General features: G+C 47.5%; 14 protein-coding genes. All 14 read left to right on the top strand.

Annotated elements, in window-relative coordinates:
* The first annotated feature begins 19 nt into the window (after nucleotides 1-19).
* The 14 genes from ACWHX8_RS14195 to ACWHX8_RS14130 all read left to right on the top strand — a co-directional run bounded on the left by ACWHX8_RS14195 (nucleotide 20) and on the right by ACWHX8_RS14130 (nucleotide 18410).
* Nucleotides 20-1234 (top strand): glycosyltransferase family 4 protein, encoded by a 1215-nt coding sequence (locus ACWHX8_RS14195; RefSeq protein ID WP_447968785.1) that lies wholly within the window; start codon nucleotides 20-22, stop codon nucleotides 1232-1234.
* A gap of 38 nt (nucleotides 1235-1272) precedes the next feature.
* Nucleotides 1273-2514, top strand: coding sequence for a non-hydrolyzing UDP-N-acetylglucosamine 2-epimerase (gene wecB / locus ACWHX8_RS14190; RefSeq protein WP_447968784.1), 1242 nt, complete (start codon nucleotides 1273-1275; stop codon nucleotides 2512-2514).
* Between the two features lies 1 nt (nucleotide 2515).
* Complete coding sequence (locus ACWHX8_RS14185; RefSeq protein WP_447968783.1) at nucleotides 2516-3730, top strand: TIGR04063 family PEP-CTERM/XrtA system glycosyltransferase; 1215 nt, start codon at nucleotides 2516-2518, stop codon at nucleotides 3728-3730.
* 170 nt (nucleotides 3731-3900) lie between these two features.
* Nucleotides 3901-4674, top strand: a complete 774-nt coding sequence (locus ACWHX8_RS14180; protein WP_447968782.1) for a tetratricopeptide repeat protein — start codon at nucleotides 3901-3903, stop codon at nucleotides 4672-4674.
* 64 nt (nucleotides 4675-4738) lie between these two features.
* A complete protein-coding gene (gene asnB, locus ACWHX8_RS14175) occupies nucleotides 4739-6634 on the top strand; it encodes an asparagine synthase (glutamine-hydrolyzing) (protein ID WP_447968781.1) in 1896 nt (631 codons plus the stop codon).
* Nucleotides 6635-6717: 83 nt separating this feature from the next.
* Complete coding sequence (locus tag ACWHX8_RS14170; protein ID WP_447968780.1) at nucleotides 6718-7779, top strand: polysaccharide deacetylase family protein; 1062 nt, start codon at nucleotides 6718-6720, stop codon at nucleotides 7777-7779.
* Nucleotides 7780-7808: 29 nt separating this feature from the next.
* Nucleotides 7809-8849, top strand: coding sequence for a GNAT family N-acetyltransferase (locus ACWHX8_RS14165; protein WP_447968779.1), 1041 nt, complete (start codon nucleotides 7809-7811; stop codon nucleotides 8847-8849).
* Between the two features lie 3 nt (nucleotides 8850-8852).
* Nucleotides 8853-9896 (top strand): hypothetical protein, encoded by a 1044-nt coding sequence (locus ACWHX8_RS14160; RefSeq protein WP_447968778.1) that lies wholly within the window; start codon nucleotides 8853-8855, stop codon nucleotides 9894-9896.
* A gap of 20 nt (nucleotides 9897-9916) precedes the next feature.
* Complete coding sequence (locus tag ACWHX8_RS14155) at nucleotides 9917-10186, top strand: acyl carrier protein (RefSeq protein ID WP_447968777.1); 270 nt, start codon at nucleotides 9917-9919, stop codon at nucleotides 10184-10186.
* Nucleotides 10187-10523: 337 nt separating this feature from the next.
* Nucleotides 10524-12236, top strand: a complete 1713-nt coding sequence (locus ACWHX8_RS14150) for a glycosyltransferase family 39 protein (protein WP_447968776.1) — start codon at nucleotides 10524-10526, stop codon at nucleotides 12234-12236.
* 867 nt (nucleotides 12237-13103) lie between these two features.
* Nucleotides 13104-14036, top strand: a complete 933-nt coding sequence (locus ACWHX8_RS14145) for a glycosyltransferase (protein WP_447968775.1) — start codon at nucleotides 13104-13106, stop codon at nucleotides 14034-14036.
* Nucleotides 14037-14121: 85 nt separating this feature from the next.
* Nucleotides 14122-15705, top strand: a complete 1584-nt coding sequence (locus ACWHX8_RS14140) for an acyl-CoA ligase (AMP-forming), exosortase A system-associated (protein WP_447968774.1) — start codon at nucleotides 14122-14124, stop codon at nucleotides 15703-15705.
* Entirely contained in the window at nucleotides 15698-17005 is a 1308-nt protein-coding gene (locus ACWHX8_RS14135; RefSeq protein ID WP_447968773.1) for a type III PLP-dependent enzyme, read from the top strand. The genes ACWHX8_RS14140 and ACWHX8_RS14135 overlap by 8 nt, the downstream gene beginning before the upstream one ends.
* A gap of 244 nt (nucleotides 17006-17249) precedes the next feature.
* Nucleotides 17250-18410: a DegT/DnrJ/EryC1/StrS family aminotransferase gene (locus tag ACWHX8_RS14130; RefSeq protein WP_447968772.1), complete on the top strand. Its 1161-nt coding sequence runs from the start codon at nucleotides 17250-17252 to the stop codon at nucleotides 18408-18410.
* The last annotated feature ends 18 nt before the right edge of the window (nucleotides 18411-18428 follow it).

Genomic DNA, 18428 nt, shown 5'->3' with positions numbered 1-18428 from the left:
CGTTCGTTTCTTTCACCCTATGAAGATTTTAGTATTTACGGGCTTATATCCGAATAATGTCTGGCCGAATCATGGCATTTTTATTCAGCAGCGTATGGCTGAAGTCGCGAAGTTGCCGCATTGCGATGTCCGAGTGGTTGTGCCGGTCCCCTATTATCCTCCGGTTCCGATCGGCTGGAGGGCTGCCTATCGAAAAATTGATTCGCATCGAATCGTCGACGGGGTTCCCATAGACTATCCACGATATCTCATGATACCCAAGTTGGCCATGGCGTTACAGAGTGTGATGTTGTTTTGCTCAGTCATACCCTTTGTGCTTCGGCTTAAAAAAACATTTCCGTTTGACGTGATTGATGCACATTATGTCTACCCAGATGGGTTGGCTGCCGTGTTGTTGGGGTGGTGGTTACAGGTGCCGGTTGTCGTGTCAGCAAGAGGGAGCGACCTGAATGTGTTTAAGCAATTTCCAATCATTCGGCGAATGATCCAGTGGACGCTTGGTCGTGCAAAGGCTGTGATCACCGTTTCCCAGGCGCTAAAAGATGTTACAGTAGAGTTGGGTCTGTCGCCTGAGAAAGTGACGGTGATCCCAAATGGGGTGAATGCGGAAAAATTTTCTCCAATGTCCAAGGCTGATGCTCGCCAAAAGCTGGGATTACCGGTTGCTGAAAGAAAGATCATTGTCTCTGTGGGACATTTAACCCCGAATAAGGGCTTTGATCTTCTCATTAAGACATTGAAAAAACTTTCCGAAAAGTCTTATGAATCCACACCTTTCTTGCTCATCGTTGGTGGCGGTGCCTATCACAAGGTCTTGGAGCGTCTTGTTGAAGATCTTGGTCTCTCTCAGTGGGTTCGACTTGTTGGTGCGACGCCTCATGATCAGTTGACCTGGTATTACAATGCGGCAGATATTGTCTGTTTGATGAGCGAGCGAGAAGGATGGCCAAATGTTATTCTTGAGGCCTTAGCATGTGGTCGACCAGTTGTTGCAACGAAGGTTGGTGGGATTCCTGAAATTTTGACATCACCGCATGTTGGATGTTTGGTCGAACGAGATATGTCGCAACTTGCTCTATGTTTGGAGCAGGCACTACAACGAGAGTGGACGGTGTCAGAGATTGTGGCGCATGCGAATGGATTTAGTTGGACACGGACGGCTCGTTCGGTTGTTGAGGTGCTTACATCTGTTGTCTCTCCCCAGAAGATGGCGGGGACTTTTCGCAAATCATGATGATGTTGGAGGATTGAAACGCTGTGATGGAAAGCTTAATGAAAATTGTCCTGGTTGCGGGAGCTCGACCAAATTTCATGAAAGTGTCGGCGATTATTGACGCAATTCATGCGCATAATGCTTCAGGCTCTCGTCGTATAGAGTACCGCTTGGTTCACACCGGGCAGCATTACGATGCACAGATGTCGCAAGCATTTTTCACTGATCTGGGCATTCCGAAGCCTGATGTTGATATGGGGGTCGGGTCTTCGTCTCACGCGCAGCAGACTGGGGAAATAATCAAACGGTTTGAGTCTGTGGTTCTTGATGAACGGCCTGATGTGGTGCTTGTGGTTGGAGATGTGAATTCGACTATTGCCTGCTCATTGGTGGCCTCTAAGATCTTCTATCCTACGCCGACAGCGACATTGAAACTTTTTCGCCCTCGTATCGCCCATGTTGAAGCTGGCTTGAGAAGTTTTGATCGAGAAATGCCAGAAGAAGTCAATCGTGTGTTGACGGATGTGGTATCAGATTTTCTGTTTATTACGGAACGGAGCGCTGAGAAGAATCTTAAAAAAGAGGGCATTGCAAAAGAGAAAGTCCATTTTGTGGGCAACACCATGGTTGATTCGTTGTTAAAACATCGGAAAAAATCCCAAGAATCAACCATTTTGGAGCGTTTAGGTCTCTCTGGCAATGCGAATGGTGCGCAGTCATCTTCTCGCAAAGATGGAGTCGTTACGAGTCCAAAACAAAAAGCGCGTCGGGCGTACGGAGTGATGACCTTGCATCGCCCGAGTAATGTGGATGATTCAACGTGTTTTCAGCCGATACTTGAAGCCTTGAAGGAACTGAGCCAAGAAATGCCTATCGTCTTTCCTGTACACCCACGGACGTTGAAACGAATTCAAGAATTTCAACTCGAGTCGTACTTTGCCTCACTGACTCCATGTGATATCGGAGAATCAGGGCTATTTTGCATTGAACCACAAGGGTATCTCGATTTTCTGTGTTTGACGGCCAATGCCAAATTGGTTCTGACTGATTCAGGCGGGCTACAAGAGGAAACGACGATTTTGGGTGTTCCATGCGTGACCTTACGCGAGAACACCGAGCGGCCGATTACGATTACGCAAGGTACGAATGTCTTGGCTGGAACGAAAAAAGATCAGATTCTCCTTCATGCGCGCCGGCAGCTTGCGCATCATACGAAACATAAGAGGCCAAAATTCTGGGATGGTCATGCCGGTCAGCGAATCGTTGACATTCTTCAAACATGTTTGTGTGGCGAACGCTGAAATGCCGTTGAAGATTCTTCATATTTTGGATCATAGTTTACCGCTACACAGTGGATATACCTTTCGAACGAAGAATATTTTTCTCGCGCAAGAAAAACGAGGCTGGACTCCAATCGGGTTAACGTCGTTGAAACAAGAACAGACGTGGACAGGGCCTTGGGTAGAAAAGGACATGGTCGATGGCCTATGCTTTTATCGTTCACCCAAGCTGGACGCAGAGCACGGTTGGTTAGGGACGCAGTCTCAACTCATCAAGACATTGGCTCGTCGGCTTGACGAGGTGATTGAACTGGAGAAGCCGGATGTTTTACATGCCCATTCTCCTGTCTTGAATGTTATTCCGACGTTATGGGTTGCCAGAAAATACAACCTGCCGGTGATTTATGAAGTTCGGGCCTATTGGGAAGATGCGGCGGTCGATCATGGGACGTATCAAGAAGGATCGTGGAAATACCGTGTCGTTCGAACCCTCGAAACCTTCGCTTGTCAACGCGCAACGCATGTGACGGTCTTATGTGATGGGATTAAACACGACTTGATGAGTCGAGGGATTTCCGAGAAGAAATTGACCATTATTCCGAACGGGATTAATCTGGATGATTTTCAAGATTGTCGTCCGCATGAAGCCTATCGGAAAAACTGGAATCTTTCAGGAAAGCGAATCATTGGCTTTATCGGATCGTTTTACCGCTACGAAGGCTTGGATTTGCTTGTCAGTGCGTTTGCGGAGCTTGTCAACACTCATGACGACCTTGCGCTGCTTCTAGTTGGGGGCGGAGAGGTCAAACATGAATTAGAGGAGCAGATTCATGCGCTTGGCATTCAATCTCAGGTTGTGATGCCTGGGCGTATTCCTCATGAGGACATTCCCGGTGTCTATGGTCTTGTTGATATCTTTGTCTATCCCAGAAAGTCTATTCGACTGACTGAGCTGGTCACGCCGTTAAAACCCCTTGAAGCAATGATTGTTGGGAAACCTTTGGTGGCGAGTAATATCGGTGGACATCGGGAGTTGATTCAAGATGGCGTCACTGGCCTACTCTTCACTCCTGATGATACCAGTTCCTTGAATTCGACGTTATCTCGATTGTTGTCAGATGAAGCCTATCTGAACACGTTAGGCCAACAAGCGCACGCTTGGGCAAAGGAATGTCGTTCGTGGGATAACACCACGTCAGCCTATGGGCAGATTTATGCGTCGGTGACGAACAATTGAAAGAGGCCGGTGAGGGCATGCGACGTTGGTGGCGTGATCACGTAAGAAGATTTCAGCATCAGCGAGCCTCTTTTGTCTTGTTTGTTGTATCATATTCCAAAGGCGTCGGTTTTGTAATCCAGAGGTGTCAGAGGCTTTATCATCATGTTTTCTACAGAGGAGTCGTCTTTATGAAAAGAAGACTGTCACAGATTATGACCTGTGTTCTTCCTAGGCAGGATGTGGGTGGCGGATATCGGAATTATTCTCAAGTCATTCCCTATCGTATGGTTATCAGTCTTGTTGTCTTTGCCTGTCTTCCATGGTCTGGACCAGTCGAGGGGGGAGTCGTTGCTCCATCGTTTTCAATGGGTAACTGGTCTCCGCACTGGGAAATGGGACAAGTACATTCCCATGCTCGTTATCAGGTGTCCCATCATCCTGCCGGTCCAACGATGTATCATGATTATTATCAATTAAAAAACGACCGACATATAGGACAACTTGTCCGGCTTGTCGAAAGCGCTCATACGAAGCGTATTTTACCCTTGCTTCAGCAGTCTTTTAAACGTCCTGGCCACAAGGAGCATTATTTACGTCAAGCATCACGTGAAATTCGATACACCCTAGATCGGCTTGTGAATCATCCGAAAGCCTTAGCCTTATCGGCGACCGTGGGGAATTTGATGGGGCAGCCCAATTTGCCGGTTAACTATTATCAGCGCGCGATAAAGATGTATCCCAAACATGCCATCACGCATGCCCAATTTGGGAATTTCTTGGTTGGGATTGGAGAATTTGAAGACGGTATCGAACGGCTCAAGATCGCCATTAAAATTAATCCGAAAATGGCTGCATCGTATGGTTGGCTTGCGTGGGCCTATCAAAAAAGTGGCGAGAATGAACTGGCTCAAGAGTATTCCCAAAAAGCGAAAGAACGGAACTTCAAAGGCAAGCTTCCGTAATGAAATGTGAGAGAAGAATCACGTGTGGGAACAGATGTTTTCATGTTAGGAAAAGACGAATGACATGAGTGGAATCTGTGGAATAGCGTTTCCTGAACGAATGCCTGAGCAACAATTTGCATGCTTGACGCCGATGCTGCGAGAGCTTGATCGTTCAACGCAGTCTCCAGGTCGCATGCGTATTGGCCAGTCGATAGGAGTCGGTGTCCAAGCGTTTCCAGGTAGATTATCAGGCATTGCGGAGCTGAAAGAACATGGACATATTCATGTGCTCGCATTTCATGGCAGCATTTACAATCTCGACGAGGTCCTCGCTCCGGTTCGCGAACATGATGATCCACTCGTCGCGCTGTTAGCGATGGCATTACGTGGGATGCAGTCGTTCTTAACAAGTCTTCGAGGCGATTTCGTTCTCTCCCTGTGGGATGCAAACCAAGAAACGCTCTTTCTTGCTTCTGATCGGTTTCGAGTCCATCCTCTTTTCTATCGACAGGATCAAGAAAAATTTGCCTTTTCGTCGAGAATGCAAGGTCTTCTCGCATGCCCTGCCGGTCAAGACATGTCCCTCAATCCCTCAGCCATTATTCATGTGATTAGTTCCTCGTTCATCCCGACCCCAAAAACAATTTTCCATGAAGTTCAAAAGTTACCGCCCGGGCAACTACTCACGTGGAAGAACGGGGACATGCAGTTGGAGCCCTATTGGGACATGAGCTTTAGCAATTCCGGGACGTTGTCTCGGAGGGCATATTCAGAAAAATTGAAAGAAACCTTTTCGGATTCCATCATGGTTCGGATGAAATATGATCAAAAGCCGGATCAGATCGGGAGTTTTTTGAGTGGGGGGATCGATAGTAGCACCGTACTGGGCGTGTTGACTCAGTTAGCCCAAACTCGAATGAATAGTTTTTCAATTGGGTTTGGCGAAGAAATCTTTAATGAAATGAGCTTTGCACGTTGCGCGGCCAACGCATTTGGATCACAGCAACACGAATATATCGTGACGGCAGATGACACGTTTCAGGTTATTGATCTCCTTATTGATAACTTTGATGAACCGTATGCAAATGCCTCAGCCATTCCGACGTATTATTGTGCCAAATTAGCACGAGAGCATGGCTTTGATGTGTTGTATGGTGGAGATGGGGGAGACGAGTTATTCGCGGGAAACGAGCGATATGCCACACAGAAGATCTTTGACTATTATGGTCTCATCCCTCGCTGGCTTCGGGATTTTGGTGTTGCTCCAGGCGTATCCTTATTGGCGAACTTGCTCAAGCTGAACGTGTGTATAAAGGGAACCAAGTATATTCAGCGTGCGAATACCCCATATCCTGACCGACTGTTTTCATGGGGATTATTCGAGATCCTTCACATGAAAGATGTATTTTCCGGAGATTTTCTGAAGACGCTTGGCGATCAGTATGATCCGCACCATCATGTGAGAGAACTTTATGCGCATTCAAAGTCATTGGCGCACACCGAGTTGGAGCGGCAGTTGTATCTGGATTTGAAGCTTGTGATCTCCGATAACGATATTATAAAAGTGACTCGGATGACAGAAGCCAATGGAGTCGCCGTGCGTTTCCCATTTCTTGATCATCGGTTGGCTGAATTTGCGGCTGACGTTCCTGCACATATCAAGATGGAAGGGACGCAGTTGCGGACGTTCTTTAAGTCCACCTATGCCGATCTTCTTCCAGAAGAAATTCGTACAAAGACCAAGCATGGCTTTGGATTGCCGATACCTATTTGGTTACGGACTCATAAGAAGCTCAGAGAAATGATGATGGATCTGTTGCGAAGTGAGCGGGTTCGTCATCGGGGAATATTTGCCCAACACACCATTGACGATCTCATGAAAAGACATCAAGACGATACGACGTCTTTTTTTGGCACGATTCTTTGGAATTTTGTCATGTTGGAATTATGGCTTCGGAGATATGTTGATAAATCGTAAGCGATGCACGAATGGTTGCTGTGCCGTCTCCAGTCATCGGTTGTGGGAATTGGGTGAGTCGGGCCTGTGTAAGGAATGAGCGTATGGGTACACTGAAGTCTCTTGGAATCAAAGCGATCGGTGCTCTTTTGCACCGAATGGGCATTCTTGCGCTGATTAGCCGGTGTGTGGATGTCGTGCAAAAATCCTCTGGGTCTTCCATGGAAGTTCATTTTCCTTGTGTGCAAAAACGAGCATCCCGGCCGATACAGATTTTAATGTATCATGGGATTGGTGATGAGCGGACGCCATTTCTGGGGCCTGCCCCTATTCGTGGTTTTACGAACCAACTGCGGTATTTGGCAGAACACTGTCATGTGTTGGATCTTGAGGAGGCCGTTGAGCGAATGCAACACCATGATGTGCCTCATCGAGCTGTGGTGATTACACTTGATGACGGGTATCGCGATAGTTATATGAATGCGTACCCATTGTTGAAAAAAATGGAACTTCCCGCCACAATTTTTTTGGCCACGGCCGCTATCGGTACAGGCAATGTGTTATGGCATGATCGTGCATGTTGGATGATTAGCCAAACGGTTGTTCCCGTGTTAGAGGGGTTTGGCAGTTGCCAGCGGTTTGAACTTGAGACATGGGAAGGCAAACAAGCGGCGCAAGAAGCCGTGTTGTGGTACCTTCGCTCTCTTGATGATCAGCATCGTATTGAAGCCATTGAACAGCTTTCGACGAAATTGCAGGTTTTCGGTGAGCCGGAGCCGGAGCCACGATTGATGTTGAATTGGGAAGAAGTGAAGGAAATGTACCAAGCGGGCATTCGTTTTGGTGCGCATACCGTCAGCCACCCCATCCTTTCGAAAATTCCATTGACGGCAGTTGCTGCAGAACTTCGTGAGTCGAAAGAGACCATTGAACGTCATGTGGGGGCCCGTGTGACGACGTTTGCCTATCCCAGTGGACGGCCAGAGGATTTCAATGCAGAGATTAAAGAGATTGTGAAGCAAGAGGGGTTTATGTGTGCGGTGAGTACGGTATCTGGGCCTAACTATGCGGGTGATGACCTCTTTGATTTGAAGCGAGTGGGGTATTGGGATCAGGATATTGGACCATTTGGACTTCGTTTTGAGTATATGCGGTTTTGCGCATAACAAAGAATCCTTGTTCGTATGATGAACCTATGAAGTGGAAATTTCTTAAGGAGCGAGACGCCTTTCATGCTCATCGGGAGCAATGGGATGCGCTGAATGCTGCCATCGACAATCATATCTTGCTCGACTCGGATTTTTGGGATCCACTCGTGCGGTTATTCGGTCATGATCAACTCTATCTTGGTATATGTGAAGACCCAGAATATCCTGCTATGGTTCTTGTCGAACATGTTGGTGCGGGACGATGGATGACGTTTCAACCATCGCAAGCCCCTCTTGGTCCAATCCTTCTAGGGAATCCATCGAATATTGAAGATCAAATGGCTCTCCTTGTTCGGAGTCTTCCTGGTTTTACAATTTCTCTAGGCGTGACACAACAAGATCCAGACTATACTAGCCTGACACGAGGGGTGAGTGATCAGCGATTGGAATGTTTAGACTATATTACGATTCCGAGGATTTCACTTGTCGATACATTTGACTCGTATTGGAAGCAACGAGGGAAGGATCTCGTGGGGAATCTTGCGCGCCGCAAGAAACGACTTGATGAACAAGGCGTGAGAATCTCACTGTCAGTCGAACGAACGCCCCAAGGCATGGATGAGGCAGTACGAATCTATGGGCAGTTTGAAGAATCTGGGTGGAAAGGTGAGCATGGCACGGCCGTTGGCGCTGACAATTCACAGGGCGAATTTTATCGTGACATGCTTGCTCGATTTTGTCAGCGAGGTGAGGGGCTGGTGTACCAGTTGTTCATGGATGACGTCCCGATTGCCAGTAATCTGTGCGTAGAAAGAAATGGGATGCTCATCATGCTCAAAACGGCCTATGATGAGCAACATAAAAAATTGTCCCCAAGTTTTATGATGTTAGAAGGCATGTTGAAAAACCTATTTTCCGAGAAGACCGTTCATGTGTTGGAGTTTTACGGACGAGCGAAAGAGTGGCACAAAAAATGGACGACCGAGGAGCGGACGATGTATCACATCAATTGCTATCGATATGCGATGGTCTCGCAAGCTAGAAAGCTTTTGAAAACGCAAGGTCTCTTATCGGGAAAGAGCGGGTAGTGCATGGACCTTGTTGTACGACCGGCTGACCTGACCAATGATTGCGAGCAGATTGTCGACCTTCAGCGTCAATACTTAACTCCACGTGCTGATCTCAAACGATTTCATTGGCTGTACCAACACAACCCTTTTGGCCAACCGCAAGTCTGGGTGTCTGAAGAGTCGAAAACGTGCGCGATTATTGGAGCGGCGGCCGCCTTTCCTCGTTCACTCTATATCGGATTGAAGAAGCAGTTGGGATGGGTGTTGGGCGATTTTTGTATTAGCGAACAGTACCGATCTCTTGGGCCAGCTATTCAACTCCAACGAGCATGTCTTGAAGGATTGGGGCATGAAGGGGGCGTGGTTTGGTATGATTTCCCAAGCACGCACATGCTGGCCATTTATAAGCGGCTCAAAGTGTCTCAGTCCAAACAGATGATTCGTTTTGTGAAACCGTTAAAGATTGATCGAAAGCTTCGCTCTGTGGTCAAGTCGACCTTCTTGCAACGATGTCTGAATCCGCTTGGCAATCTGGCATTGCGTGTGAGTGATCGGAGAGTGAACAATCCACCAGGTTTGACCTTTCAGCAGCATGCAGGAGAGTGCGGTCTTGAGTTTACGGAATTATCTGATGCGATTGGAGGCATTCATGGGAATTGCCTCGAACGAACCGCGGCATACCTGAATTGGCGATATGGGCAAAATCCTCTTGCTCCGTGTGTTATGGTAACGGCCCGTAGAGAGGGGACGCTCAAGGGGTATGCGGTCATTGCCGAGACAGAGGCTGATGCCATGATTCTTGATATCTTCGGTGTCCAGGATAGGGATGTTATGGTGGGTCTTCTTGATCATCTTGTTGCGCGCGCCCGCTCTAGTCTGGCTGAAACCATTGTGGTCTCTATCGTAGAAGACCACCCTTGGATTCCTTTTTTGCAGTCCGTGGGATTTAAGCCTCGTGAGGCTTCTCCCATCATTATTGCTGGTTTACCTGTTGAATCTGAACACAAAACCAACGAAAATCAGCAAATGTCATTATTGTTAATGCAAGGAGATCGTGATAGTTGAAGGGGGAGGCATGAGTGATTATGGAAGATAATGTAGATCTTGCACATATTCGAAAATTTATCGTTGAACACATTCCACGGGTCGGTCAACTTGAGGATCAAGATGATGCCCAACTCTTGGAGGATGGCTTATTAGATTCACTTGGGATTCTGGACGTCGTGACGTATTTAGAGGAGGAGTTTGGTATCTCGATATCTGACGAAGAGCTAACTCCAGATAACTTTCAATCAATACGTACCATGGTTCTCTTCGTTCAGAAAAAGAAGAATCACGTCCAGGTTGCAGACTGAGTGTCGGACATGTCTCCAGGCTGTATCAGTCGTAGCAGGTAAGATGCGATTCGTTGATGACGATAAGAGCGGTCATTCCTGAAAAAATGAGTGGAAGCAGAGGCGAAATGTCACATTTCGATGTCTTGCCTCTGCTTTTTCTTCCTTTCCTGCCAATTTTCTTGTTTTAAGCCTATTCCTTCCAATATGAGCAGGACGAGTTTGGGGCCGGTGTTTTCGTTCCGATGCACTGACCGATTGACATATTGAGGTTTGGCGATATTGAAATAAATACGTCTGAACCTATAGGCTCACAGTGTTCGTGAGAGAGTCGATCGTTTACAACGAAAGATTGAATATGTTCCCCTTGCACGAAAATAAGAGTCCGGCATCGAAGCCCTACTGGGTTGTTGGAAGCCTTATCCTCTTATTATGTCTCGCGGCCATGTTTCGACTTTCACATCTTGGCGATAAAGATTTTGGAATCGATGAGATTCTCCATGTGTATGCCGCCCAGGAGCTGCTCAAAGGGAATCCCCCTCTCTTGCCATCAGGCTATGCCTATGAGCGAAGTCTACCGTATACCTACCTTGTGGCGCTGACTGGATTATTCGGTGGATTTACCGAACTGACCCTACGGATTCCTAGTGCCATCCTTGGCGTGCTCGTTGTTTTTTTTGTGTATTGGATGACGCAGCGATGGTTCTCAGTCGAGGCTGGTCTTGCCGCAGCCTTTTTTACAGCCTTTTCGCCTATGGAGATCGCACATTCTCGTGAAGTGAGGATGTACATGCTGTTTCAGCTGTTGTTCTTACTGATTGTGTTTTTTTTCTATGAAGGATTCGAAACCTCTTCTTTAAAGAATGGGCGTGGGGCCAGATTGTCTGCCGTAGGGAAATGGACAGATGCGTGTCAGGTGCGTCCGTTATTATTGTTTTATGCAGGTCTAGCATTTTTGTTGGCCCTGGGTGTCCATACACTCATCCTTCCAGCGATGTCCGGTTTTGTTGTCTACGTTCTGGTGATGGGAGTACTTGGAGTCGTATGTCGATCGATCGATCTTCCTGTCCGGCAAAAATATATTGGCGTTTCTCTTCTGATCATTCTCGGGGGGATTGTGGGGAGTCTCCTCTTTCCAAGCATTCCCGCGAAGCTTGTGGCCATGACTCAGGAGCCGCTTGCGTGGGGTCAGGAAAATGCTGATAACTGGAGTTACTATCGTTGGTTATTGTTAGATGAATACCCTCTCATATTTGGAGGGATAGCCATTCTTTTTCTCTATTGTTTTTTGCAAAACAACAGGGTTGGCCTATTGATTGCGTGTGCGTTTCTGCTGCCTTTTGTGCTTCATAGCCTCATCTTACCCATGAAGAGTTACCGGTATCTTCTCTACGCGTTGCCGTTCATGTATATAGCGGCAGGCGTAGGGTTTGTTGGACTGATGCAGTCATTATGGTCGGCAGGCAAGGCGCTCAACAAGGCTGAACACGTCCCAAGCATGCTATGGAATGTCATGGCATTCACTGTTCTTGTTGCGACTGTATTGGGGGTCTTGATCAACATGCCGTGGTTTATGCGGACGGTAAAGGATTTCTCTCAAGGCTTTGACTCTCCCCATGTTGCCGATGTTCAGCATCACAACTGGAAAACTGCCGTACAATATATCGAGGCACATGCTGTGGGAGGCGATGTGACGGTTTCTGGCTATCCGTTGCTTTCTCGTCATTATGGAGCGACTCAGCCTTTATATTTCATGAATAATTCCTACCTGCGGACAAATATCAAAAGAGACTTAAAGAATGAACAGGGACAACTCATTGACTATACGTTTGGGGCTCCAGTGCTTCAGAACCTGGAAGATCTCAAACAGGTCATGAAAACTCATACGTCGGGATGGGTCATGACCTATCGGTGGCGAAAAGATCGATTTTGGAATTATACCGATCTCGACGGCACCGCCTTGGGAACATTTCCGACCGATGTCCTACGCTATATAGAGGCTCACCTGGAACCGCAGAGCATTCCCAGTGCTCCGTATATCGTGTTGTGGCGATGGCACACTCGCCCTTAAGAGAGTTGCGTACAGACGAATCGTCTTTCGCTCGGTAAGGCGATAGTTACCTTTTGACTTCACTCGTTTTGCCTTACTGCCTTTTCTGTTATAGCGAATCCAAATAAGTTTCAGCTGAGGTCGATCAACGAACCCCGCGCGATTACTCACTTCAAGCATGTGGAAGTTATAGCCGTACCTTTCACCTTTTGCTTCTACGACATGTGTGGTTGCGCTTTGTACATGATCTCAATTCAGCTTAGAGTTATACGGTTACGCTATAATTGAAACGGCTATAAGGCCCGCCTGACTGTACCTGGAGTTTGGCTGTTGTCCGATGTAGGTATTCCAATGGGTGTCTGGACAGTCATGACGCAAAAGAGTGGGGAAAGTAATGATATATAGCTAATTGATTATACGTTATGTCGGCTATTATGTGCTCTTTGGTGTAAGTTCCTGTTAGTTACGTAAGTGATTCTCCAAAAAAGTTGATTTTCACTCTGAATCGTGAGATGCTTTTCCCTTATAGCTGATTCTTGCTTGTTCGTTTTGTATAGCAATCCCCTATCGAATCTGATTGGTTAGTATTTCTTACATGGCAATTCCAACTCATGCTGTGGTTTTTGAGATGGTGTTGAGATGATTGTCTGAACTCTGTATCCACCGACCACCATATTGTATGGCTATAACCGAATCATGTAACTTCCGTGCCCTTGAAGCGTTTGATACTGCGCTGAAAGTCCTCATGTTTCAACTGGGACGTATTTGGATTCGCTATAGTGACCGTACACCGCCATTACTCAATAACACACGTAGTTCGATTGTATTTTCCTTTCTGCCACATGCCATATCATTTTGAAAATCTCTGATTGATCTGAGGAACATATTATGGATCTTTCCATCATTTTATCCACAAGCCGACGCCCACAGATTCTCTCTCGAACGCTTCAGAGTTTTTCTGAACTCAACACGGGAAGTCTCATTTGGGAAATTATCCTTGTGGACAATGCAAACGATGCTGAAACTCGTCAATTGGCAGATCACTATGCGGCTACCTTAACGCTTACCTATGTTGTCGAAGCACGTGTAGGAAAGAATTTTGCGTTAAATACGGCAATTCCAAAAGCTCACGGGAGCCTATTGGTGTTTACGGATGATGACATCCTTGCTGATCCCGATTGGCTTTTGCGTATTTGGGAGGGAGCGAAGCGTTGGCCAAACCATTCAGTTTTTGGTGGAAAAATTCTACCACACTTCCCAACAGAGGATGTCACATTTGATATTGAGAATCGTTTGGTCAAGTCAGCCTTGGTCATTGCTGATTGGAAGCTTCCTGAAGGTGAATACAAGCCGAGTATGGTGTGGGGCCCGAATTTTGCTGTTCGTTCCTGTGTGTTAGAGAATGGTTTTCGATTTAACACCGACTTTGGTCCAAATAGTGGTCGGTATTTGATGGGTGATGAAACAGAGTTTCTGTATCGGTTAGACCAGGCTGGACATACCCCAGTGTATTTACCCGAGGCTTTGGTCCATCATCAAATTCGACCTGAACAGATGAGTATGGAGTGGTTGCGAAGACGTGTCGCGGCTTACGGCGGCACGTTCGCGTTTATGTCCGGGTTACCGCATTCCCCGCTATTGTTTGGCGTTCCACGGTATATGTATTCACAAACCCTTCAAGCGTTTCTCCTTTATCTTCGTTCCCGCCTGTTTTCCGACGACAAAACGCGATTTGAGTCCGAACTGATGTACTGGTATCGCAAGGGAATGTTGCTTCAGTATTGGATCGGAGTGCCGAAAGAGAAGGTAATCGTGTATTAACGTCGTGGTGTGATCGCGTCGTCCTGTATTATCACGTATTTACATTTGTGGCAGTATTGGTTGTTTGAAGGTCCTAGAGCGTCCTATGGGCTACTTGATCCAACATATGTTGCGGCAGAGCGCCGAGCATTTTCCTGAAAAACCAGCTTTGGTCCATCGGGAAAAGGTCTTGACCTACCAGGATGTCGCTCGCCAAGTATCCGGATTGGCCGCCGGCTTGAACGGATTAGGGCTTGAACGAGGCGATCGCGTGGGCATCTATCTCGATCCTTCTCCTGAATTAGCGATTGCTATTTTTGGCATTGCTCAGGCTGGGGCCGTATTTGTTCCCATCAATGGACTCTTGCTTGCTGATCAGGTGGGGCACATTGCGCGGGATTGTACGATGCGGTGTTTGATCACGACGAGAAAAAAGCTGGCAAGCTTACAGAACGCGCTTGATGGACTCACGCAGTTAGAGATTTTGATTGTCATTGAAGATGGGACTGATGTGTCGTCAGCAATGACTATCCATGGCTTCTCTGAGTTAATCGAAACAGCTGATGTGTCTCGTGGCGTGGCCTCCTGTATCGACAAGGATTTGGCCGCGATTCTGTATACGTCAGGCTCCACTGGGAAACCCAAGGGGGTGATGTTGTCCCATGCGAATGTTGTAAGTGGAGCATCAATTGTGTCGACGTATTTGGAGATTACCGACCAGGACAAAATCTTAGCCGTGCTTCCCTTTAGCTTTGATGCCGGGTTGAATCAACTGATGTCGGCCTTTCAGCAGGGTTGTACGCTCGTGCTCATGACGTTTGTGTTTGCCAAAGAAATTGTTCAAGTATTGCTGAAGGAACAGATTACCGGGTTGGCGGGAGTTCCGACATTGTGGAATCTCTTGTCGCAATCCAATTCGACGCTTCACAAACAATCCCTTCCTCACTTGCGATACATCACGAATACAGGGGGAGCCATGCCTCAACCTGTCTTGGCCCTTCTTCGGACAGCCTTGCCAACGACGAGTGTGTATCTCATGTATGGGCTGACGGAAGCCTTTCGGTCCACCTATCTGCCTCCAGATGAACTTGATCGGCGCCCAACGTCCATGGGGAAGGCTATTCCGAATACCGAAATATTAGTCGTTGATGGACATGGGCAGCCGGTGAAGCCGGGGGAAGTCGGAGAGTTAGTACATCGTGGGCCAACAGTGTCGTTGGGATATTGGGGGCAACCTGAATTAACGGCAAAGGTCCTACGTCCACATCCCCACAATCCATCCCATGGCGGGATTGATGAGATGGTGTGTTATTCAGGTGATCTCGTCAAGATGGACGATGAGGGGTTTTTATATTTTGTCGGACGCCGCGACTCCATGATCAAGTCCGCAGGGTTTCGTATTAGTCGGACTGAAGTCGAGGAAGCCTTATATCAAAGCGGACTCGTGAAAGAGGCGGCGGTCATTGGCGTTCCTGATGAGATTCTTGGTCAAGCGGTCACGGCTTTTGTTGTTCCCAAGAGTCCTGAGCCTGTTGACTCGACCAGTCTGTCAGCCTTTTGCGTGACCAAACTTCCACGGTACATGCTTCCAAAGACCTTTCATATTCTTGACGCGTTGCCTAAAACTCCAAATGGCAAAATCGATTATACGAATCTTCAAAAAATGAATGTGACGTCATCGCATGCCTGACATCCACGCACTCATTGCCCGACATTTTCAAGCAGACTCTGGCTTATTGGTGTTCGGGGAGCAAGTCTCTATTGATGTCATTGTTGCGAAGTATGGTACCCCATTGTTTATTTACGATGCACGGGTTCTTGATCGGAAATATGCATTGCTGCGACAGGCTTTACCTTCGAACTTTTCAATCAGTTACTCCGTCAAAGCGAATCCTTCTCAAGCCATTCTGAAACATTTTTTGGAGAAGGGGTGCGGGTTGGAAATTGCGTCAAGCGGAGAGTTTCTACAGGCCCTACAAGCGGGTTGCGCTCCAGAATCTATTCTCTTTGCAGGACCGGGGAAAACGGAAGCCGAATTAGAGTTGGTGTTGGCGAAGGGCATCGGAGAAATTCATATCGAATCCGTCTTAGAGGTTGAGCGTATTGCCATGATTAGTCAACGTCTCGGGCTCATTGCCAACGTGGCTATTCGAGTGAATCCGACAGGAGAAGCATTGGGCGGGGCCATGCGGATGGGGGGGCAATCGACTCCCTTCGGGATTGATGAGGAAGAGCTTGAATCAATCGTTGATCGAATCTGTTCTCATCCTGCACTGACATTCCGTGGGTTGCATTTATTTTCGGGGACGCAAATCTTGGATTATGCCGTTTTAGTCTCTCAATATCGAAAGGGTGTGGACATTGCCAGGCGAATCGTCAAGAAAACGGGACGCCCGCTGCACACCTTGGACTTTGGGGGTGGCTGGGGGATTCCGTATTTTGGAAAAGAAGAAGAGTTAGATACTCAGCAACTGACTGCTGGTTTGGACGAATTATTTTCCGAGATTCGGGATGATCCAGATTTTACTGGGACGCAATTCATGGTCGAACCAGGGCGATACCTTGTTGGGGAAGCCGGCGTGTACGTCTCTCAAATTATAGATATCAAAGTGTCTCGAGGGAAAAAGTTTTTGATCGTTGATGGAGGGATGCATCAGCATCTGGCGGCATCTGGTAATTTTGGACAGGTTATTAAGAAGAATTTTCCAGTGTGTCTTGTCAACAAGCTTGATCAGCCGACGGAGGAAACCGTGGATGTCGTGGGTCCGCTGTGTACTCCGCTAGATGTGTTGGCTCGTGGAATTCAACTTCCTGTGGCCGCGGTTGGTGATTTCGTCGGAGTGTTGCAGTCTGGTGCTTATGGGCGGACGGCCAGTCCTTTGCATTTTTTGAGTCACCGTTCTCCTCCTGAAGTGTTAGTGAAAGAAGGTGAGGCTAAGCTTGTGCGACGGAGAGGGACCTATGAAGATTTGACCAGTGACTGTGTCTGAACGAGAGAGGCTCAAGGTTTTCTTGGTAGGTTTTTCACGAATGTGTATCGCTATTCAGGTGAAATGTCTTGGGTCGTTTGTATAGTCAAGTTCTCACGGGTACACGTATCACAGTCGAGTCGCTCGCAAGATCGTTTTGACGCAGCGTAGATCCAGAACATTATGGGATCCGGCCTGGGTTTGACTTGGCTATTTGTGCCGTGCGTATTTCAGTAGAAGGTCGTGTTTGGCAAATGAGTGAGTGATGATCGGCTGTATGGAATTTGTCGTATCAAGAGACCCTCGTTTACCGATCCACTATCTTTTCCCTTCACGTTCTCGGACAACTCAGCCTGAACCTGTTACAGGGAGTGCAACCTCGTATCATTTTTGGGCTCGCAACGCCCTCTTTCACGGTCTTGGAAGCCTTGGGCTGAATCCTGGCGATACAGTGTTGGTTCCGGCGTTCCATTGTTCGACTGTGGTAGAGCCGATCCGTCATTATGGATGCGAGGTGGTATTTTATAATGTGCATCGTGATGGGATCGTTGATTTTGAAGACATGGCACGGAAAGTTGATTGTCAGGTCAAGGCTGTCCTTGCCATTCATTATTTCGGAGTCCTACAGCCTTTACAGAAAATCAGGAAATTCTGTCAGCACCATCACTTGTTTTTTATCGAAGATTGCGCCCATCTCTTCATGGGGGAGAGTCGCGAAGGACCAATCGGGAGTGTCGGAGATATCAGTATTTTCAGTTGGCGGAAGTTTTTGCCGATTTATGATGGGGGGATGTTGGTCTGTAATCATGCGCCATGTCAACATGCCGTTCCTTGGCAAGGGCTGAGCGGGTGGTTCCAGGTGAAGATTGTCAAAAATCTTTTAGAGAAATGTTTGTCGGATAGGTCAACCCCTAGACCATCGATCGGCCCGAATCAACGCACTGAGTTTCCCGTGCAGGGTACCGTATCGCATGAGGGTGTGAGCGAACAGCCTCAGGGTAACACGCATGTTCCAGAGTTTGATTCCTCGCAATTGAATTGGCCGATGAGTCGATGGTCTCGATACATAATAAAACACATAGATGTGTCGAAGATTATGCGGAAGCGTCAAGAGCATTCGAGTATTCTCTCTCAGGCATTAGGGGAGTTGCCGGGTATTCGTCTCTGGTCGAGGGCGGAAGCGAATCGTGTCTGCGCATGGGCGTTTCCCATTGTTGTGGAGCATCGAACGGATCTTCATGTGGAACTGAGGAAACGGGGAATCCAGTCATTTTCATGGAGCGGGGTGATTCATCCGACGCTTGACGTCGCTGAATTTGGCGATGCAAAGTTTTTGTACGAGCATCTGGTGCTGCTTCCTAATCACCAAAGTTTAACTCAGGATGAGTTACACTTTATCATTGATGCAGTGAAAGAAGCGTTGTGACGCGATAACGTACGATTC

It is taken from the genome of Nitrospira sp. M1 (assembly GCF_965152605.1).
Note: the sequence above shows the minus strand (reverse complement) of the source record. Positions and strands in the feature narration are given on the sequence as shown.